The 18,834-nt window shown below is 67.7% G+C and carries 18 protein-coding genes; 4 read left to right on the top strand and 14 right to left on the bottom strand.

Annotation, left to right across the window (positions count from 1 at the left end):
• Positions 1-62 precede the first annotated feature (62 nt).
• Positions 63-1,754: an ATP-binding cassette domain-containing protein gene (locus ACN0TP_RS05375; protein WP_417217452.1), complete on the top strand. Its 1,692-nt coding sequence runs from the start codon at positions 63-65 to the stop codon at positions 1,752-1,754.
• Between the two features lie 57 nt (positions 1,755-1,811).
• On the opposite strand, the gene ACN0TP_RS05370 is transcribed toward ACN0TP_RS05375, so the two are convergent.
• On the bottom strand, positions 1,812-2,237 hold the full coding sequence (locus tag ACN0TP_RS05370; protein WP_417217450.1) for a hypothetical protein: 426 nt from the start codon (positions 2,235-2,237) through the stop codon (positions 1,812-1,814).
• A 229-nt stretch (positions 2,238-2,466) separates the two neighbouring features.
• A complete protein-coding gene (locus ACN0TP_RS05365) occupies positions 2,467-3,360 on the bottom strand; it encodes a serine protein kinase RIO (RefSeq protein WP_417217448.1) in 894 nt (297 codons plus the stop codon).
• Between the two features lie 219 nt (positions 3,361-3,579).
• On the opposite strand from ACN0TP_RS05365, the gene paaZ reads away from it, so the two are divergent.
• Positions 3,580-5,706: a phenylacetic acid degradation bifunctional protein PaaZ gene (paaZ, locus tag ACN0TP_RS05360; RefSeq protein WP_417217446.1), complete on the top strand. Its 2,127-nt coding sequence runs from the start codon at positions 3,580-3,582 to the stop codon at positions 5,704-5,706.
• Between the two features lie 91 nt (positions 5,707-5,797).
• On the opposite strand, the gene ACN0TP_RS05355 is transcribed toward paaZ, so the two are convergent.
• Positions 5,798-7,495: a thiamine pyrophosphate-dependent enzyme gene (locus ACN0TP_RS05355; protein WP_417217445.1), complete on the bottom strand. Its 1,698-nt coding sequence runs from the start codon at positions 7,493-7,495 to the stop codon at positions 5,798-5,800.
• 209 nt (positions 7,496-7,704) lie between these two features.
• Between ACN0TP_RS05355 and ACN0TP_RS05350 the strand changes: the two genes are divergently transcribed.
• Complete coding sequence (locus ACN0TP_RS05350; protein ID WP_417217443.1) at positions 7,705-8,124, top strand: GNAT family N-acetyltransferase; 420 nt, start codon at positions 7,705-7,707, stop codon at positions 8,122-8,124.
• Positions 8,125-8,296: 172 nt separating this feature from the next.
• Here ACN0TP_RS05350 and ACN0TP_RS05345 read toward each other — a convergent pair whose 3' ends face one another.
• From ACN0TP_RS05345 to ACN0TP_RS05295, 11 genes are all read right to left on the bottom strand, one after another.
• Entirely contained in the window at positions 8,297-8,905 is a 609-nt protein-coding gene (locus ACN0TP_RS05345) for a GrpB family protein (protein WP_417217441.1), read from the bottom strand.
• 49 nt (positions 8,906-8,954) lie between these two features.
• Positions 8,955-9,647, bottom strand: a complete 693-nt coding sequence (locus ACN0TP_RS05340; protein WP_417217439.1) for a nicotinamide mononucleotide transporter — start codon at positions 9,645-9,647, stop codon at positions 8,955-8,957.
• Between the two features lie 117 nt (positions 9,648-9,764).
• Positions 9,765-10,373, bottom strand: coding sequence for a TetR/AcrR family transcriptional regulator (locus ACN0TP_RS05335; protein ID WP_417217437.1), 609 nt, complete (start codon positions 10,371-10,373; stop codon positions 9,765-9,767).
• A 9-nt stretch (positions 10,374-10,382) separates the two neighbouring features.
• A complete protein-coding gene (locus tag ACN0TP_RS05330; RefSeq protein ID WP_417217435.1) occupies positions 10,383-11,702 on the bottom strand; it encodes an AMP-binding protein in 1,320 nt (439 codons plus the stop codon).
• Between the two features lie 75 nt (positions 11,703-11,777).
• On the bottom strand, positions 11,778-12,230 hold the full coding sequence (paaI, locus tag ACN0TP_RS05325; RefSeq protein WP_417217433.1) for a hydroxyphenylacetyl-CoA thioesterase PaaI: 453 nt from the start codon (positions 12,228-12,230) through the stop codon (positions 11,778-11,780).
• Between the two features lie 130 nt (positions 12,231-12,360).
• Positions 12,361-12,633, bottom strand: a complete 273-nt coding sequence (locus ACN0TP_RS05320) for a hypothetical protein (protein WP_417217431.1) — start codon at positions 12,631-12,633, stop codon at positions 12,361-12,363.
• Between the two features lie 104 nt (positions 12,634-12,737).
• Positions 12,738-13,358: a nucleotidyltransferase domain-containing protein gene (locus ACN0TP_RS05315; protein WP_417217430.1), complete on the bottom strand. Its 621-nt coding sequence runs from the start codon at positions 13,356-13,358 to the stop codon at positions 12,738-12,740.
• Between the two features lie 99 nt (positions 13,359-13,457).
• Complete coding sequence (locus tag ACN0TP_RS05310) at positions 13,458-14,498, bottom strand: adenosine deaminase (RefSeq protein WP_417217428.1); 1,041 nt, start codon at positions 14,496-14,498, stop codon at positions 13,458-13,460.
• Between the two features lie 91 nt (positions 14,499-14,589).
• Positions 14,590-16,752: a S9 family peptidase gene (locus ACN0TP_RS05305; protein ID WP_417217427.1), complete on the bottom strand. Its 2,163-nt coding sequence runs from the start codon at positions 16,750-16,752 to the stop codon at positions 14,590-14,592.
• A 67-nt stretch (positions 16,753-16,819) separates the two neighbouring features.
• Entirely contained in the window at positions 16,820-17,110 is a 291-nt protein-coding gene (locus ACN0TP_RS05300) for a hypothetical protein (RefSeq protein WP_417217426.1), read from the bottom strand.
• Positions 17,111-17,168: 58 nt separating this feature from the next.
• Positions 17,169-17,951, bottom strand: a complete 783-nt coding sequence (locus ACN0TP_RS05295; RefSeq protein ID WP_417217425.1) for an SDR family oxidoreductase — start codon at positions 17,949-17,951, stop codon at positions 17,169-17,171.
• Between the two features lie 212 nt (positions 17,952-18,163).
• On the opposite strand from ACN0TP_RS05295, the gene ACN0TP_RS05290 reads away from it, so the two are divergent.
• Entirely contained in the window at positions 18,164-18,823 is a 660-nt protein-coding gene (locus tag ACN0TP_RS05290; RefSeq protein WP_417217423.1) for an HAD family hydrolase, read from the top strand.
• The last annotated feature ends 11 nt before the right edge of the window (positions 18,824-18,834 follow it).

Here is an 18,834-nt window from a genome sequence, read left to right as displayed (position 1 = left end):
GCCGAGACCACCCGCGACAGACAGCGGGTCCTCCTGGCGCACCAGCCCTCCAGGAGACCGAGATGCAGAACAACCACCCCATTTTTCTTGACCACGTCGCGTTCGCCTGGCCCGACGGCCGGCAGGTCTTCGAGGACCTCGGTGCCACCTTCGGCGCCGGAACCACCGGACTGATCGGCCCCAACGGCACCGGGAAATCCGCATTGCTGCGGCTGATCTCCGGGGATCTGGTCCCTGACTCCGGCACGTTGGGCGTGTCCTCGCCGCCGGCCTACCTGGACCAGAAGCCGATCCGGGATCCGGGCCAGACCGTCGCGTCGCTGCTCGGGGTGTCCGAGCGGCTCGATGCGCTGCGGCGCATCCTGGGCGGGCAGGCGGCCGGGTGGGAAGAGGACCTGGCCACCGTCGGCACCGACTGGGACCTCGAGGAGCGCTCCGTGGCGCTGCTGGCGGGTTACGGCGTGGCCGGGGCCGGCCCCGGATTCCTCGACCGGACCGCCGGGACGCTGTCCGGGGGCGAAGCGATGGTCATTGCCCTGGCCGGCATCGAATTATCCGGGCGTCCGATCACGCTGCTCGATGAACCGACCAACAACCTGGATCGGGAGGCCCGCCGCCGGTTGTATGCCGTCATCGAACGATGGCGCGGGACGTTGCTGGTCGCCACCCACGACAAGACGTTGCTGGGTCTTGTGGACGGTATCGCCGAGCTGCGTCCCATCGACGTGCGGGCAGGACGCCCCGGAGCCGTGGAGCTCCACCTGCACGGTGGAGGCTGGGACCATTACCAGGACGTCAGGACCGCGGAACGCGAGCGCGCCGAGCGCCGCGTCCGTGACGCCAGCGCCAAGAGCGCCCTGGAGCGACGGCAGCAGGTCGAAGCCGAAACGAAGCTGGCCCGGCGGGCCAAACAGGGCAGGAAGGCCGCAAGTGGACTCCCGAAGATTTTGGCCAATGAGCTGCGCAAGCGCGCCCAGGAAACCGCGGGACGCACGCGTCAAACCATGGCCGCCAGCAGCGACGCCGCTCAGGCCGAACTGGATGCCGCCCGGACAGAGCTGCCGCCGGACCTGTCGATCACCATCGACTTGCCGGACACCTGCGTTCCCGTGGGCCGGGACCTGGTGCGCCTCGTCCCGTCTGCCGAAGCACGGTATGAGGTCACCGAGGACGGCCTCGAGCTGGTGCCGGGCCCGGGACTCCTCATCCGCGGACCGGAATGGATCGCCCTCTCCGGCCGCAATGGCGCGGGCAAGACAACACTGCTGCAGGACATCGAACGGGTGGCGTCCGTGCCGGTGGGCGTGCTGCGCCAGGACCTCGCAGTGGACGGTGGGGGCTGGGAAGGAGTGGACGTTTCGGCGACGGTCCTCGAGAACGTGAAGGCCGTGGCGCCACAGGCCGCGATGGAGGAGGTCAGGGCGAGGCTGGCCCACTTCCACTTCCGCGGGGCGCGCGTCGGGCAACCCGTGGCCCAGCTCTCCGGCGGTGAGGTGTTCCGCCTGGCCCTGGCGCGCCTCCTGTTGGCCGATCCGGCACCCCAGCTACTGCTGCTGGACGAGCCGACGAACAACCTCGATGTCGAGACCACTGGCCAGTTGCTGGGGGCCTTGCGCGCCTATGCGGGTGGTCTCGTGGTGGTCAGCCATGACGAGGAGTTCCTGGGGGAACTGGGGCGGGTGGGCGGACCGTCGCCGCGGCCATGGCATGTGCGGCGCGCCGAACGCGGGGGTTCCGGAATCGTGGCTACCTGAGCCGGGGGTGCATGGGCGGGGCCGGGGCGCAGCTTCCGTCCCGGCCCCGTGGTGGTGTCAGTGCGCCGGCCTGACGCGGGCCGCCCGGGGCGCGCGTGCCGGGGCATGCGCCACCTGCCAGGCCCCCACCTCGGCCAGGACGATGATCCCGAAGGCGACCAGGCCGTGCAGGAGTCCGATCGCGGGGGCGGAAAATGCTGCAATGGCCAGGCCGATCTGGACGACGACGGCCAGTACGAGCCAAGCGGCCCACTGGATCCCGGCGTGCGCGATCAGTGCGATGACCAGCAGTGCCAGGACCAGGATCGGGATGACATACATGCCGAGGGTGCCGTGGATCATGGCGGGTAGTGGCGGTCCGGCGATTTCCGTGCCGGATTCGATGGCTCCGATGGCCATGAACGTTGTCCAGGCAATCAGGGCTGCCTGGACGACCACCGCCGCGGCGATGACGTGGGCGAGGATCTTGTAGGTTTGGCGCATGATGCGGTTCCCTCCAACGGGAAGGGGGCGGATCCGGTAGGGCCCGTCCCGATGTGGGCCGGTGGGCCCGGGTAGGTCGTCGGATGTGGGCCGACCACGAGAACGTCCCCGGCCCAGCGTGACCGGTGAGGTCACCTTAGACCCGGCGGCGCAGGCAGGCAATGGGTTGACAGGATATTTATGCGGAATTCATGTCAACTTCGTGGGGAACCAGTGGAGCCCCAGGGCGTCATGACCAGGCAGCCGCCAGGAGTTCGCCCAGCAATTCGTCGGGGTCATGGTCGATGCCCCGTCCGGCGAACCAGGTGCAGGCATTCCGGCAATCCCGAGCCAGCAGTTCGGCACCGAGTGGGTTGGCCGCCAGGTCGACCAGCTGGGGCAAGTCGATGACGACGAGCCGGGGCCCGGCTGCCAGCAGGTTGTAGGCGGAGAGGTCGCCATGGGCAAACCCGAGTCGGGCCAAGCCGCGCATTGCCTCCATGAGCTGCTCGAAATAGGACCGCAGCAATGCCGGTTCCGGGCGGGCCTGGTGGAGTCGCGGGGCTGCTGCTCCGGGGTGCTCGGGGTCCATGATGAATTCCATCAGGATCTCCGTCCCGTCGATCTGTACGGGGTAGGGAACCGGGATCCCGGCTTCGTGGGTTCGGACCAGGTAAGCCCATTCGGCGCTGGCCCATTGGGCTGCCTCCACTTGGCGGCCATAGGTGCTGCCGTTCTTCAGGGCCCGGGCGTCGCGTGTGCGGCGCACCGAACGACCTTCGGTGTAGATCGTGGAGCGGTGGAAGGAGCGCCGGTCGGGGGCTCGATAGCGTTTGGCGGCCAGGAGGGCGCGCCGGTCGCCGGTGGCCCGCTCGACCAGGAAGACGTCGGCTTCCTTGCCGGTCTTGAGGACACCGAGTTCGGTGTCGATGGCCGCGGCATCCTCGATGACGAATTCCGGGTAGGGCTGCGGGCCGCGCATCGATTTCTCGATGCTGGGCCAGGTGGACCAGCGCTGGTCCGCGGACAGGGCGTCGTCGAGGACGTTCCAGTCGGCGGGGCGTTCGGCGGCCGGCTGGGCTCGGCGCTGGCGGGATGGTGGCTGGAAGGTTTCAGGTGCGTCGTGCTCGATGCGAGACGTCATGGCGTGGGGTGCTCCCGGGATGAAGGTGGTGGATGAGCGGGGCGTGCGGTGCGGTGCGGACCGTCATGACGACCTCCCGGGAGTAGGTGATGGTGTTAGGCCTTCCCATCAAACAATAGTGATCGGCAAAAGTCAATCACTGAATCGATCCCCGCGCCGGGCCTTCATGTAAGCTGGATCCCAAATACTGACCGATCGTTCAGGAAGGACGTGTCGACGATGACAACGCAGACTGCCGAGCTCGTTCCCAGCTACATCAAGGACTCGTGGTGGACCCCCGGGAACACCGAGGGCGCCACCCGGGTACTCGATGCAAATACCGGTGAAGAGCTGGCCTTGGTCAGCGCCGATGGCCTCGACCTGGCCGCAGCCGTCGAACATGGGCGGACCGTGGGGCAGCGGGAACTCGGTCGGATGACCCTTCATGAACGCGCCCTCAAGCTCAAGGAAATGGCGCAGTACCTCAACGAACGCCGCGAGGAGCTCTATGAGATCTCCTACCGCACCGGAGCCACCAAGATCGACAACATGGTGGACATCGACGGCGGGATCGGCGTGCTGTTCACGTTCTCCTCCAAGGGTCGGCGCGAACTGCCGAATTCCAACGTCATCCAGGATGGAACCGCCGAATCGCTCTCCCGCGACGGGTCCTTCCTGGGTGGACACATCTACACCCGCATTCCCGGCGTTGCCGCCCAGATCAATGCCTTCAACTTCCCGGTGTGGGGCATGCTGGAGAAGTTCGCCCCGGCCTTCATCGCCGGGGTCCCCACCATCGCCAAGCCGGCCACCCCCACGGGCTACCTCTCGGAGGCCGTGGTGCGGATGCTGGTGGAATCGGGGCTGCTGCCGGATGGTTCACTGCAGCTCGTCTCCGGTTCGGCACGCACCCTGCTGGATGTCCTCGACTACCGTGACATGGTCTCCTTCACGGGGTCCGCCTCGACGGCCAATTCGCTGAAGTCACACCCGAACGTGATCTCCGGCGGCGTCCGCTTCACCGCCGAGACCGATTCGCTCAACGCAGCCATCCTGGGGCCCGACGCCACCCCGGGCACCCCGGAATTCGACGCCTTCATCAAGTCGGTTGCCACGGAAATGACGGTCAAGGCCGGCCAGAAGTGCACCGCCATCCGGCGGACCATCGTCCCCGCGGCGCTGCGCGACGACGTGGTGGCCGCGGTGGGGCAACGGCTCACCCAGCGGGTGGTCGTCGGTGACCCGCGGGCGGAAGGCGTGACCATGGGGGCCCTCGCGTCCCTGGAGCAACTGCGCGACGTCCGCGGTGCCGTCGAGGCCATGCTGGCCGCCGGTGGAGAACTGGCCTACGGCACCCTCGATGCGCCGGTGGTACGCACCGCAGCCGGGGAGGAACGGGAGGTCGCCGACGGCGCGTTCATGTCGCCGGTCCTGCTGACCTGGGCCGATGCGGACGCCGAATCCGTCCATTCGCTCGAGGCCTTCGGTCCGGTGACCAGCGTGCTGGGCTACACGGACCTGGACGATGCGATCCGCCTCGCGGCCCGCGGTTCCGGCTCGCTGGTGGCCACCGTGTGCACCAACGACGCGGACACGGCACGCGAGCTGACGGTCGGCATCGCCGGGCACCACGGCCGCGTGCACATCCTCAACCGGGAAACCGCCCGCACCTCCACGGGCCACGGCTCCCCGGTCCCGCACCTGGTCCACGGTGGACCGGGTCGCGCCGGTGGTGGCGAGGAGCTCGGCGGCATCCGCTCCGTCAAGCACCACATGCAGCGCACCGCCATCCAGGGCTCCCCGAACCTGCTCACCGCAGTCACCGGGATCTGGCACACCGGGGCGGACCGGGTCATCGCCGGGGCCGCCGAATTCGGTGCGGTGGACGGGGCCATCCACCCGTTCCGCAAGTCACTGGCCGAGCTGCGCATCGGCGATGCGTTCGCCTCGCCACTACGTGAGGTCACCCTGCAGGACATCACCGACTTCGCCCATACGACCGGCGACACGTTCTATGCCCACACCGATGCGGCAGCAGCGGAAGCCAATCCGTTCTTCCCGGGCATTGTCGCCCACGGGTACCTGCTGGTGTCCTGGGCCGCCGGCCTGTTCGTCGAGCCGGCTCCGGGGCCGGTCCTGGCCAACTACGGGGTGGAGAGCCTGCGGTTCATCACCCCCGTTCCGGCGGGGGACAGGATCCGGGTCACCCTGACCGCGAAGAAGATCACCCCGCGCGTGACCGACGAATACGGGGAGGTCGCCTGGGATGCCATCATCCACAACCAGGACGACGACATCGTGGCCACCTACGATGTGCTGACCCTGGTGGAGAAGGACAACGTCACCTACGGGAACTGGGCTTCGTAGCCGGGGCCCCGCGCCAACTGGAGGAGGACCCGCCCACCGGGCAGGTCCTCCTCCACGTTTACCGGGCCCCTGACGTCCGGGAACGGGGCGGTCAGTAGGCCTTCACGCGCTGCTCGACGACCAGGTGGATCAGGGCGAAGCGTCCCTCATCGTCGATGGCGGAAAGTGCCGCCTCCAGCGCAGCCGGCACCTCGGCGTCGTGCTCCACGCGGACCCCGAAGCCGCCAAAGGCCTGCGCCATGGTCGCGAAGTCGGGGTTCTTCAGCTGCGTACCTGAAATGCGCTCGGGGTAGTCCCGTTCCTGGTGGGTACGGATGGTGCCGTACTCCTGGTTGTCCATCACGATGACCAGCGGGGTCGCCCCGTATTGGGCGGCAGTGGCCAGCTCCTGGCCGTTCATGAGGAACTCGCCGTCACCGGCAATGGTCACCACGCGGCGTCCCGGGGTGGCCAGCGAGGCGGCGACAGCGGAAGGGATCGAGTAGCCCATGGAGCCGTTGCGCGCGCTGATCATCGAGGCGTAGCCGTTGGTCGGGAAGTACCGGTGGGCCCAGTTGGTGTGCTCGCCGGCGCCGAAGGTGACCATCGCGTCCTCGGGCAGCGAGGCGACGAGGTGGGCCATCAGCGTGGCCATCCTGGCCTGGCCGTCTCCGGGGGTGGCGTCGGGCAGGGCGGCGAACTTCACCTGCTCCGCGCGCATGCGGGTGGTCCATTCGCGCCAGGAGTCCTTGACCGGCAGGTCCATGCGGACCAGGTCGCGGACGAAGACGTCGGGTTTGGCGACGATCTGGTGGGACACGGGGCCCGACCGGCCGCGCAGCGAGGGGTCGATGGTGACCAGGAAGTTCTTCTTGTCCCAGTTCTGCCGGATGGCGAAGCCATCGGTGATCACGTCCCCGGGCACCGTGCCGACGAACACCAGCAGGTCGGTTTCCTCCAGCAGGTCATAGGTGGGCTTGGGCCGGCCGTAGCCGATGGGGCCGACGTACGACGGCGAATCGAACGGCACCGTGCCCTCGCAGCGCCACTCGGCCGCCGCCGGCAGATCGTGCTCTTCGAGCCAGGTGGTGAACGCCTGGGCCCCTTCGGTGCTCCAGTCATTGCCGCCGAAGATGAACAACGGCTTGTCGGCTTCCTTCAGCGCGTCGTGCAGGGACTTCCAATCGGTGACCGTCATGCCGCCGCTGGCCACCGGGATCCTGGGGTGGACCTCGGCGGGGACCTGGCGCTTGATGATGTCCTCGGGCAGGCCGACCACCACGGGACCCGGGCGTCCCGACATGGCGGCGAACATGGCCTCGGCGACGACCTCGGAGGCGCGTTCGGCGTGGTCCAGGATCATGACGCGCTTGGCATTGGTGCCGAACCAGGCCTTCGGGTCGAACTCCTGGAACGCCTCCTTTTCGCGGTGCTCGAAGGGGATCAAGCCGACGAAGAGCACCATCGGGGTGGAGTCCTGCCAGGCGGTGTGGAGGCCGACGTGGGCATTGGCCGCGCCGGGACCGCGGGTGACCATCGCGATGCCGGGCAGCTGGTTCATCTTGCCGTCGGCTTCTGCCATGTAGGCGGCGCCGCCTTCGTGGCGGCAGACCACGGTATCGATCGGGGAGTGGTGCAACCCATCGAGGACATCGAGGTAGCTCTCGCCCGGGACGACATAGGTCCGCTTCACGCCGTGGGCCACCAGGGTGTCCACGATCATGTGTCCCGCTGACTTGGTGGCCGGTGTGGCCGCGTCGCGGGCGGGGGACGGGTCCTGCCCTGCGGACTCGGTCTGGGTGGTTGTCACGGGGTGACCTCTTTCGCCGTTGAAATGGGTGTCACGGAAGGGCGCGGGGCACCCGCAAGGGGCCGCGGCGCCATTGCCTGCTGATGGCCAAATTACAGGACAGTCGACGGCGACCCCAGTACGGGGGAAACGTTGCCGTCATGTATGCGATGCGGGTCACTTTCGCTTGACCCCATCGAGTGGGTCCGCAGTCCCCTAGGCTGGAGCGCATGAGTGCCCAGCAGCAGGGCCTGGCGCCGGCACTTCCCCGCGCCCGCCTGCGTCCGTGGACCGCCGCGGATGCCGACGTGCAGGCAGTGCTCCGTGCCTTCGCCGGGCCCGGCATGGCGGGCCAGTCCCACGGGCCGATCGCCACGGAGGCCCAGGCGCGCGGCTGGATCGCACCGCTGGTGCCCGATCCACTGGGATTGCAACCTCGCACCGTGGCCTTCGCGATCGAGCTCGACGGGGAAGCCGTGGGGAACGTGATGGTCTCGGCCATCGAGCGACGGCATCTCACCTGCTGGATGTCGTACTGGGTGGCCCCCGGCGCCCGCGGGGCGGGACTGGCGGGCGCAGCGGCCACGGCGCTGGCCGGGCACTGCTTCACCGTGCTGGGCCTGGAACGCCTCGAGCTGGGCATCGGCTGAACAACCCGGCATCCGGTCGGGTCGCCGCGGCGGCAGGGTTCACGCGCGAAGGCATCGAACGGCAGAAGCTGCGCTACCGGGACGACGACGGTGCCTGGCACCGGTTCGACACGGTGCTCTGGGCGCGGCTGGCCACCGACCCGCCGCGCGGCACTGCGGCACTGGAGATCGTTCAGTCGGAGCCGGCCAGCCCTGCCGATGCGAAGGCCCGTGCGTAGATTGCGCGGATGACCCCTTCCTTGCGGGCGTTGTAGTCCATCACGGTTCCGCCCTCGTCGTTGGTCACCGCTGCTGCAGCTTCCTTCGCCGCCCGGTACAGCGCCCGATCCCCAGGATGGCCGCGCAGCCAGTCCCTGAACATCCGGTGCCTGACCGTCTCGGGGCAGTCGGGTCCGAAGACGTGGAGATTCGTCGCGGGGGCCTCGAGCCGGAAGCAACGGTGCTCGTGCCACCCGGGGTCCCGGACCACCAGGATGAACCCGGCGGCCTCCAAGGCCCCGCGGTACGCCGCTTCGTCGGAGGGATCGGCGACGGTCAGGTCGATGTCGATCACCGGTTTTGCGGCCAGCCCGGGAACCGCAGTGGACCCGACATGTTCAACGGACAGGGCACGTGGGCCCAGCACGGTGCGGATGCGCGCCGCCAGGGTGGTGAAGTGCGTGTGCCACGCGGGATCGTGCCCGACGATGGCCACCGGCCCCGGCGTGGGTCCTCCGGTGAGCCAGATGGCATCGTCTGGATCCGCGTCGTGGTGCCGGATGATGTCGTCGTCGGTGGGCATGGAGACCATGCTAGCCACTGGCCGTTCCGACCAGCGCTCGCCTGCCGGGTTACGCCTCCTGGTAGGGGCTCGGCGGGTACTCAGCCGAGTCGTCCTGGGTGGCCTCGGCGGGGAGCTGGCGCCAGGACCACCAGCCGAAGAGCGAGGCCCCGAACTGCAGGACCAGGACCGCCAGGGTGGCCAGCGCCGGCTGGTTGCCGAAGAAGACGATGACCTGGGCCACCGCAGAGGCGGCGATGACCAGCCACGGCCAGCGCAGGCCGTTGGCCACACCGACCAGACCGGCCGGGACCAGGGCCGAGAAGACGAGGGTCAGCCAGAAGCTGGCGGGGATGCTGCCCAGATCCAGTCCGCTGAAGATCGTGGGCAGGGCGGAGGCAAACGCGATCAGCACGGTGATGACGAATCCCCACACCAACGAGGAGGCGGTGAATGGCTTCACGTCGACGGAGCGGCCGAACTTCCCCCGCAGCCGGTACTTGCTGAAGCGCCACAACCCGTAGATCGGGACCAGCAGGTAGGGGACCGCCTTGAACAGGCCGTCGAACCCGAACTGCAGGGCGATCACCAGGGGGCCGGCGAAGACGGCCAGGATCTGGATCCACCAGCCCAGGTCGTTGCGGCGGGCCAGCAGCAACAGGGCGATCCCGGTCAGGAGCACACCCAGGGAATCGAGCGCCACAATGGTTGCGGTGTCGGTGCCCAGGGGCTGGTTGAACAGGGACTGGAAGAGCTGGTCCACGAAAGGCTGCCTATCGAACGGATGAGTGCATGCGCGGGCCACGGGCCACACACGGGGAACTCATCGATGGTACCGCCGGGCCGTCGTCGTGCCCGAATCCGCCCCTGGGTGGTGGGTTCAGGCGCGCAGCCCGTCCAGCATCATGGCAATCGCGTTGTCCTCCACCTGCTGCGGGGTGGAGGGCCCATCCGGGCGGTACCACTCGACAAGCGAGTTGATCGTGCCGAACATCAGGCGGGTGGTGGTCCGCGGGTCGATGTCGGCGCGCAGGGACCCCTCCTGCTGGGCGCCGACCACCAGATCGGCCAGGCGCCGGTCCACCGCACGACGGCGTTCGAGTGCACGACGTTCGATCTCCGTGTTCCCCCGCAGGCGCAGCAACAGGGTCACGTAGGGCTGGCGTTCGACCAGGACCCGGATCGTGGAGCGCAACACGAATTCCAGGCGCTCCGCCGCAGTGCCCATGGTGGCCCGGGGATCTTCCCCGAGGGCCTCCAACGGGATCAGCGCCTCATCCAGTGCCTTGTCCAGCAGGTCGCCCTTGGAGGGGACGTGGTGGTAGATCGCGGATTTGCTGATGCCCAGGTTGTCGGCCAGCGTGCCCATGGATGTCGCGTCGTAGCCGTGCTTGTTGAAGACCTGCACGGCGATGGACAGGACGGAATCCTGGTCGTGGCCGGGACGGCCGCGTTTGGCCCCGGAGGGCTTGCTGGCGATGGTGGGCATCCCCCGATCCTACTTGTCGCGCAGGTCGTAGATGCGCCGCAGCTTGCCGACCGAGCGGGGCAGCGACTCCGGATCCACCACATCGATGCGGCAGCTGGATCCCACATTGATCTTGATGGCCTTCTGCAACTCGGCGGCGGCGGCGATGGCGCGGTCGGACGTGCAATCGGCACGGCGCTCGATCTTCACCGCCAGCTCGTCCATGCGGCCCGGGCGGGTGATCTCCAGCTGGAAGTGCGGGGACAGCCCGGCGACCTTCAGCGCGAGCTCCTCGATCTGGCTGGGGAAGAGGTTCACACCGCGCAGGATGATCATGTCGTCGCTGCGCCCGGTGATGCGTCCCATGCGCCGGTGCCCGGGGCGTGCGGTGCCCGGCAGCAGCCGGGTGAGGTCATGGGTGCGGTAGCGGATGATCGGCAGCGCCTGCTTGGTCAGCGAGGTGAACACCAGCTCGCCGGGTTCCCCGTCGCCCAGCGCCTTCGAGGGGTCGAACGCGTCGATGATCTCCGGGCGGAAATGGTCCTCCCAGATGTGGCTTCCGTCCTTGGTCTGGTTCGATTCACCGGCGACTCCCGGGCCCATGACCTCGGAGAGGCCGTAGATGTCGCAGGCATCGATGTCGAACATGACCTCGAGTTCGTGGCGCATCTCCTCGGTCCACGGTTCGGCGCCGAGCACGGCCACCTTCAGCGAGGTCGAGCGCGGGTCGATGCCTTTCCGCTGCATGGCGTCGCCGATGGTCAGCAGGTAGGTGGGGGTGCACAGGATCGCGTCGGGGGCGAAGTCCTGGATGAGCGTGATCTGCTTCTCGGTCTGCCCGCCGGACATCGGGATCACCGTGGTGCCCAGGCGTTCGGCCGCGGCATGGGCACCGAGACCACCGGTGAACAGCCCGTACCCGTAGGCGTTGTGGACCTTCCAGCCCGGCTTCACCCCTGACAGGCGCAGGCAGCGTGCCCCGAGCTTGGCCCAGTCATCCAGGTCCTGCTGCGTGTAGCCCACGACCGTTGCGCGTCCCGTCGTCCCGGAGGAGGCGTGGATCCTGGCGACCTCGTGCTGCGGCACCGCGAACATGCCAAACGGGTAGGTCTTGCGCAGGTCCTCCTTCTCGGTGAAGGGGAACTTGGCCAGGTCGGCGAGCTCCTTCAGATCGGACGGGTGGACCCCGGCGGCGTCGTACTTCTCCCGGTACAACGGGACGCGGTCGTAGGCGTAGGCCACGGTCTCCTGCAGGCGGGTGAGTTGCAGCGACTCGATCTGGTCGCGGCTCATCGTCTCCTCGGGATCGAGGGGGTTGGGAAGCTCGGTTTCCGGTGCTGTCTGCGTCATGGCTGGACCTTTGGGTGATTGCTGGGGTGGGGGGAACGGGCACGACGCCGGACAACGGCTTCCGGCGCCGGATGCCTAGCGCTTGGGGACGGTGCGCGAGCGGCCGCGGAACTCGGCGACGATCTCCTCGCCGCCGTCCGGGGTGGTCTGGCGGATCTGGATGTCGTAGATGCCGCTGCGGCCCGACTGCTGTCGGCGGGTGGCCTCCGCGGTGAGGATCCGCCCGGGGATCCCCGGGCGGATGAAGTTGATGTCGACGCCGGAGGCGACGGTGATCGTGTCATCGGAGCCCTCGGCCGGGTTGCAGGCCATGGCAAATGCCGTGTCCCCGAGGGCGAAGATCATGCCGCCGTGCCCGATTCCGAAGCCGTTGAGCATCTCCGGGCGCAGGGTCATGGTGATCGTGGCCTCGCCGTCGGCCACGTGCTGGACCTCGATGCCCAGCCACTGGGAGGCGGTGTCGTTGGCCAGCACCGCGTGGCGCAGTGCGGCGTCGGTGCCCGTCGATTCGACGTCGGTGTCGGTCATGCTGGAGCTCCATTCGCGAATTACTGAACGTTCATTAGGTAATCCTGAAATGTGACTCAAGTCAAGCCATGGGCGCCCCGGGTCGGGACTGTGACGTCGCGGCGGGAATCGCCGCGACGGGCCCGGTCGATCAGGAGCGAGCGGACAGGACGAGGGCGTCCATGGCCCGGACGGCCTTTTTGAGCTGTTCCCGGGAGATCGGGGTGTAGCCGTAGCCGGCGCGGGTTTTCATGCCAAGAAGAAGGTCAAGTTGCCGGGCCGCGTTCGTATCGACCCTCTTGAGGAGTTTGACTGCGTCCCCATGGCCCTTGCCTTGGTGGAATTGTCCGAGGGAGGCGATGCAGAGCGCGTCGGAGGCAGCGATTCCGGCGTGGACCGCCAGGGTGACGACGGCGTCGGCCACGTCTTGATCCTCATCGGAGAGGTCAAGAACAACATGGGCTGCCGACTGAAACTGACGTGCCTTGTCCAGTCGCCCCTGCCGTATCTGGCCATTCGCTGCGGGAGTCATTGGGGAACCCTGCGGGTGGCGAGCCTGGCTTCGAGCCAGCGGCAAGCGGGAAGCACGGGGATTCCATCGGCGAGGACGTTCAAGAAGAGCGGATCCGCTCCCACCTCCGACTCCCGGTATACCAGCGGCCGTGTGTCATTGCCGGTCCAAGAGGCGACTTTCAAGGAGAGATCAGAGAGGTGCGACGCCGCCAGATCCTCGTCGTAGCCGTCCGGGAAGACGAAGAGGAGGTCGATGTCGCTATCGTCGCGCATCTCGCTCCGGGCAGCTGAGCCGAACAGGCGAACATCCAGTGGCTCCAGCTGCCAGTCGCGGATCTCGCCTCGTAGTTGTACGAGAAGCATGTCTTTTGCGCGGGCCATTTCCATGATGGCCGCCGCGAGAAGGTGCTGCCGATTGAGACGGTAGGAGCGCGTTTGGCCGACAACGTCCTCCAAGGCAATGCCTTGCTTAACGAGCCGGGCCAAGGCATTGCGTACACCGCTTTCAGAATTCTTGTCGGGGCTGAGCCGGTGAACGGCCGGCGCGGTGAAACCGGAGTCGGCGCGCGCCAGGACATGGAGTACCGCGGCATCGACGGTGGGCGTCAATGCTGCGATCGGGTTCTGCAGTCTCACGAATCCTCCAAGTGCAGAATTCTACATGTACATGCACTATTCTACAGGGTGCGCCGGGAATTCACCCTGGTGCTGGTGGGCACGGCGGTGGCTAGCCGGCTACGGTGCGGTTGCTGTGTGGTGTCCGTTGAGCCACGCGTCAATCTCGGCCAGGAGCTCGACTTTCCGTTGCTCCGGCAGGAAGGCGGAGCGCACCGAGTTGGCGGCCAGGTGCGCCAGCGTCGTGGCATCGAAGGCAAACGTCCCGACCACCTGGTCCAGGTTGTCATCGAGGTAGCCGCCGAAATATGACGGATCATCGGAGTGGATCGAGACGTTCAGCCCGGCCTCGAGCATCCGTGGCAGGGGATGGGACGCCAGGTTGGTCACCGCGCGCAGCCTGACATTGGAGAGCGGGCAAACGGTCATCGGGACCTGCTCTTCGACCAGGCGCCGCACGAGCGCGTCGTCCTCCATCGCCCGGATCCCATGGTCGATGCGGGACACCTTGAGCACGTCGAGGGCCTCACTGATGTAGCCGGGAGGGCCTTCTTCGCCGGCATGGGCGACGCACTCGAGCCCTGCGGCGCGGGCGCGGTCGAAGACTGCCGTGAATTTCGACGGCGGATGGCCGACCTCGGCGGAATCCAGGCCGATCCCGATGATCGGGGCCTCCATGGCGATCAGGTCCTCCAGCACGGCGAGCGCATCCTCCGCCGGCTGGTCCCGCAGGAAGGCGGCGATCAGCGACGTCGAGATCCCGAAGTCGGCGCTGCTGGTGGACAGCGCCCGGGCCACGCCGCCGATGCTCGTGGCCAGGTCCACTCCCCGGGCCAAATGGGCCTGCGGATCGATGAAGATCTCTGCGTGGCGCACCCCGGCCCCCGCGGCCCGGCGCAGGTACGCGGTGGTCATTGCCGCGAAGTCGTCCTCGGTGACCAGCACCGCCATGTTGGCGTAGTAAAGGTCAAGGAACGACTGCAGGTCGGTGAACTCGTAGCGGGCCCGCAGGTCGGCTACGTCCCGGTAGGGCAGTTCGATGCCGTTGCGGGAGGCCAGCTCGAAGATCAGCTCCGGCTCCAGGGTGCCCTCGATATGCAGATGCAGTTCCGCCACGGGCAGCGGGGAGGACGAAGGAGTCGGGACAGTTGAAGCAGACAAGGGGGATCGGCCTTTCGCGGGGAAAAAGTCCTCCCATGATGCCAGAAGCCGGCGGGGCACCACGCCCCGCCGGCTTCCCAGCGCAGAACGCCTACACTCGTTCGGTCGCCCCCAGGGCGTCCAGGGCGAAGGCGTAGTCCCAGGCCCGGTCCTTCCACGCCTCGTACCGGCCGGAGGCTCCGCCGTGGCCACCATCCATCTCGATCTTCAGCAGGATCGGCTCGGACCCGGTGGTGACCTCGCGGAGCCGCTGCACCCACTTCGCCGGCTCGACGTAGAGCACGCGGGTGTCGTTCAGCGACGTGACGGCGGCAATCCGTGGGTAGGGGACCGCCTCGATGTTCTCGTACGGGGTGTAGGACTTCATGTACTCGTACACCTCGGCGTCCGTGATCGGGTTGCCCCATTCCTCCCATTCCAGGGCCGACAGGGGCAGGTCGGGATCCAGGATGCTGGTCAGCGCGTCGACGAACGGAACCTGGGCGATGATCGCGGTGTAGAGCTTCGGCGCCAGGTTGGCGACGGCACCCATGAGCAGCCCGCCGGCCGATCCGCCCATGGCGACCACGCGCTGCGGATCCGCCCACCCGGTGGCGACCACGTGTTCGGTGGCGGAGACGAAGTCGCTGAAGGAGTTCTTCTTCGCGAGCTTCTTGCCGTCGTCGTACCAGTGGCGTCCGAGTTCGCCGCCCCCGCGTACGTGGGCGATGACGAAGACGACGCCGCGGTCCAGCAGCGATAGTCGGGGGATGGAGAACCCGGGGTCCATGCTCATCTCGTAGCTGCCGTACCCGTAGACGAGTGCCGGGTTGGTCCCGTCGCGCTCGATGCCACGGCGGCGGATGACCGAGAGCGGGATGCGGGTGCCGTCGGCGGCGGTGGCCCACTCCCGCTCGGCGAGGTAGGTGCCGGCGTCGTACCCGCCCTTGACCGGGGTCTCCTTGCGCAACGACAGCCCGCCGGTGGCCAGGGTGTAGTCGTAGACGCGCGGCGGGATGAGGAAGCTGGTGTAGGCCAGGCGGATGACGGGGGAATCGTATTCGGCGCCGGCGAGCGAGCACGTGTAGAGCTCCTCGTCGAATGCCGGCTCGACGACGGGTGACTGGGAGTCGGTGCCCAGCCCGTCGAGTGGGAGGACCTGGATGCGCTCGATGGTGTCCTGGCGGACCGAGATGACCGCGTGGGTGGCGGTGACCGCTGTGCCCTCGATCTTCACATCGTCGCGGTGGGCGAAGACCGTGGCCCAGTGCTGGTCGGCCAACGGCTTGGTGAACTCGTCGGCGCGGACCACCGAGACCATGTTGTTCACCGCGTTGCGGTTGTGCGTGAGCAGGTAGGCGCGCTCGCCGTCGACCGTCACCGGGTCCATCCCGTGCAGCAGGTGTGCCTCGCGGCCCAGCAGCAGCCGCGGTGCGGCCAGGGGATCGACGAGGTCCAGGGTGTGCGTCTCGGCGAATTCGGAGTTCCCGATGGAGATCATCAGCTCGCGGCGGTCCGGTGAGAGCTCGAAGCCCATCCACATGCCGGGATCGTCTTCCTGGAGCACGACGGTGTCCTGGGACGGGTCCTGCCCGAGGGTGTGGGACTTGATCTGATGGGGACGCCAGGAATCGTCCACGACCGTGTAGAAGATGCGGGTGCCATCGGGGGAGAAGGCCAGGCCGTAGAAGACGTTCTCGATGACGTCGGGCAGCAGCTCGCCGGTGTTGAGGTCCTTGATGCGCAGCGTGAAGCGCTCGTCTCCGGCATTGTCCACGGCGTACGCGAGCAGGTTCCCGTCCTCGGTGACTGCCATGCCGCCGACGGAGAAGAAGGGCTGGCCCTCGGCCTCGGCGTTGCCGTCCAGCAGCACCTGTTCCCCCGCAAACGGTTTCCCGGGTTCGATGACCGGGGGAGTCCAGTCGGCGACGGGATCCCCGGTGTCGGCGGCGGCGACCCGGCATTGGACCGCGTACTGCTGGCCTTCGGCGGTGCGGGCGAAGTACCACCAGCCGCGCTTGCGGGCCGGCACCGAGAGGTCGGTTTCCTCGGTGCGTTCCTTGATTTCGGCGAAGATCGCCTCCCGCAGACCCTGCTGGTCCGCGGTTACGGCCTCGGTATAGGAGTTCTCCGCTTCGAGGTGGGCGAGGACCTCGGAGCTCTCTTTGTCGCGCAGCCACTCGTAGTCATCGACGAACGTGTCGCCGTGGTGCGTGCGTTCGGTGGGGACCTTACGTGCGACTGGGGGCTGCTGAGGTGTGGGGGTTTCGCTCATGGGCACCATTCAACGCCATGCGGGCCCGCCGTCGTCGGGTGTTCGCCAGCGGCGTGTTGGCATGGAGTCAGGCGAGCGTCCGTCGAACCAGGTCGAGGAGGGTGACCAGGACGGACAATGAACCGATGGCGTAGCCGATGGACAGTGCGGCCCGGGCAAGGACCTTCCCCCGGCCGCCACGCTCACGGATTTGGCCGAGCGCGATGTGTCCGGCGCCCACGGCGAACACGGCCACGAGGGTGACGCCGGTGAAGACCAGCGCCACGAGGCAGATTGCGGCGAGGACGGCCGCGGCCACCGACCACCTGTTGACGACCGTCGTCAGCTGTGATGGTTCCTGCGAAATGTCTGCGACCACGTGAATTCCCCCCATTGTCGTCTGTTCCCCGGAGCCTAGCCGAGTCTTCCCCACCTGCCTAGGACGTCTGGAAGCCGCCGTTGCTGTGCAGGAGCTGGCCGTTGATCCAGGAGCCGGCATCCGAGAAGAGGAAGCGGACTAGGTCTGCGGTGTCCCGTGGTTGCCCCAGCCGGCCGGCCGGAGTCGCCCGGGTCAGTGACCGGCGAAGCTCGTCGTCCATCCACCCGGTGTCGATGGGTCCTGGATTGATGAGGTTGGACCGGACGCCGCGGTCTGCCAGTTCCAGGGCCGCCGCGATGACGAGGCGGTCCAGGGCCCCCTTGCTGGCACCGTAGGGAAGGTTCCCGGCCGTGTGGTCGCTCGTCAGTGCCACGATCCTGCCGGTCGCGCCATCGTCGGGTTCGGCCGGTGCGGGAAGCTGCTCGGCGAAGGCCTTGATGAGCAGCCACGATGCGCGGACGTTGACGTTGAAGTGCCGGTCCCAGCTGGTGACGTCGGTGGTGAGGATCGAACTGTCCACCGACTCGCAATGCGAGAGCACCAAGCCGTCCACTCGGCGACCTGTTGGGCGGGTAGCAATCAACTGCTCCGGAAATTCCGGGTCGCCTAGGTCGCCCGGGACGAGGGTGACTTCGGCGCCGAGGATGCGGCAGTCATCTGCGATGGAATCAGGGTCGTCTGTGCCGCGCTCGAGATCGAGTCGTTCATCGTAGGGCTGCCAGAAGTTCAACACCAGGTCCCAGCCATCCTCGGCGAGGCCACGGGCGATGGTGGCGGCGATCGACCGGCGTCTCCCGACGCCGGTGACTACAGCAAGCGGCCGCTGCTTGGAAGGTGACATGGGATCGACCTTAGCGAACCGTCGTCGCGCAGTCAGCGTCTCCCCTGGGGAACCGGTCAAGGTCAAGGCCTATCGCCGATCCGGCCCGAGCGGGGAGCACCGTCAGGAGGCGGACACCGCGCGCCGGAATGAGGCCAGGTCGCCCCATGCATCCGGTTCATCATGAGGATGCTCCTCATAGGCGATGTTGCGATGCCGGGTAGTCTTCCCCCATGATCGGACGGCTTCCGGCGGGAATTGAAGCAGTTGTCTTCGACGTTGGGGAGACGCTGATCGATGAAACCCGGGCGTGGACCGAACGCGCCCATGAGGTGGGGGTCACGCCCTTCACCTTGATGGCGACACTGGGAGACTTGATCGATCGGCGTCGTGATCATCGTGAGGTATGGCCGCTGTTGGGGGTGGATCCACCGACGAGCGGTGCGCGCTTCCGGCCGGACGACCTCTATCCCGATGCGCTGCCGTGTCTGGCCGCGGCGAAGGTGGCAGGATACGTCGTCGGCATTGCCGGCAACCAACCAGACGATGCCGAGCGGGCCTTGGCACGTCTGGGCGTGGACGTGGAATTCGTCGCGTCGTCGGCTCGATGGGGTGTGGCGAAACCATCTCCTGCCTTTTTCCAACGCGTCACCGAGGAAGCGGGAGTCACTGCAGGGTCGATCGCGTACGTCGGCGATCGGCTCGACAACGACGTGATGCCCGCGCGGGCGGCCGGGATGTTCACGGTCTTGCTGCGACGCGGCCCGTGGGGAACGCTCCACGCCGGATGGCCTGAGGCCGGGGACGCCGATCTCCGTGTTGATGGTCTGGACGAACTCGCGACGTATTTCCGGGGTGGACCCCCAAGAGTCGGGCACACCCGGGATGATTAGGGGACACCGAA

Source organism: Arthrobacter sp. (assembly GCF_048266065.1).
Taxonomy (GTDB): domain Bacteria; phylum Actinomycetota; class Actinomycetes; order Actinomycetales; family Micrococcaceae; genus Arthrobacter_H.
Note: the sequence above shows the minus strand (reverse complement) of the source record. Positions and strands in the feature narration are given on the sequence as shown.

Excerpts from the sequence above, each read along its gene's own strand:
- ACN0TP_RS05305 (WP_417217427.1), bottom strand. The coding sequence starts at position 16,752 with ATGAGCGAAACCCCCACACCTCAGCAGCCCCCAGTCGCACGTAAGGTC.
- ACN0TP_RS05335 (WP_417217437.1), bottom strand. The coding sequence starts at position 10,373 with ATGCCCACCATCGCCAGCAAGCCCTCCGGGGCCAAACGCGGCCGTCCC.
- paaI (WP_417217433.1), bottom strand. The coding sequence starts at position 12,230 with ATGACCGACACCGACGTCGAATCGACGGGCACCGACGCCGCACTGCGC.
- ACN0TP_RS05295 (WP_417217425.1), bottom strand. The coding sequence starts at position 17,951 with ATGTCACCTTCCAAGCAGCGGCCGCTTGCTGTAGTCACCGGCGTCGGG.
- ACN0TP_RS05290 (WP_417217423.1), top strand. The coding sequence starts at position 18,164 with ATGATCGGACGGCTTCCGGCGGGAATTGAAGCAGTTGTCTTCGACGTT.
- ACN0TP_RS05370 (WP_417217450.1), bottom strand. The coding sequence starts at position 2,237 with ATGCGCCAAACCTACAAGATCCTCGCCCACGTCATCGCCGCGGCGGTG.
- ACN0TP_RS05330 (WP_417217435.1), bottom strand. The coding sequence starts at position 11,702 with ATGACGCAGACAGCACCGGAAACCGAGCTTCCCAACCCCCTCGATCCC.
- ACN0TP_RS05350 (WP_417217443.1), top strand. The coding sequence starts at position 7,705 with ATGAGTGCCCAGCAGCAGGGCCTGGCGCCGGCACTTCCCCGCGCCCGC.
- ACN0TP_RS05375 (WP_417217452.1), top strand. The coding sequence starts at position 63 with ATGCAGAACAACCACCCCATTTTTCTTGACCACGTCGCGTTCGCCTGG.
- paaZ (WP_417217446.1), top strand. The coding sequence starts at position 3,580 with ATGACAACGCAGACTGCCGAGCTCGTTCCCAGCTACATCAAGGACTCG.
- ACN0TP_RS05365 (WP_417217448.1), bottom strand. The coding sequence starts at position 3,360 with ATGACGTCTCGCATCGAGCACGACGCACCTGAAACCTTCCAGCCACCA.
- ACN0TP_RS05345 (WP_417217441.1), bottom strand. The coding sequence starts at position 8,905 with ATGCCCACCGACGACGACATCATCCGGCACCACGACGCGGATCCAGAC.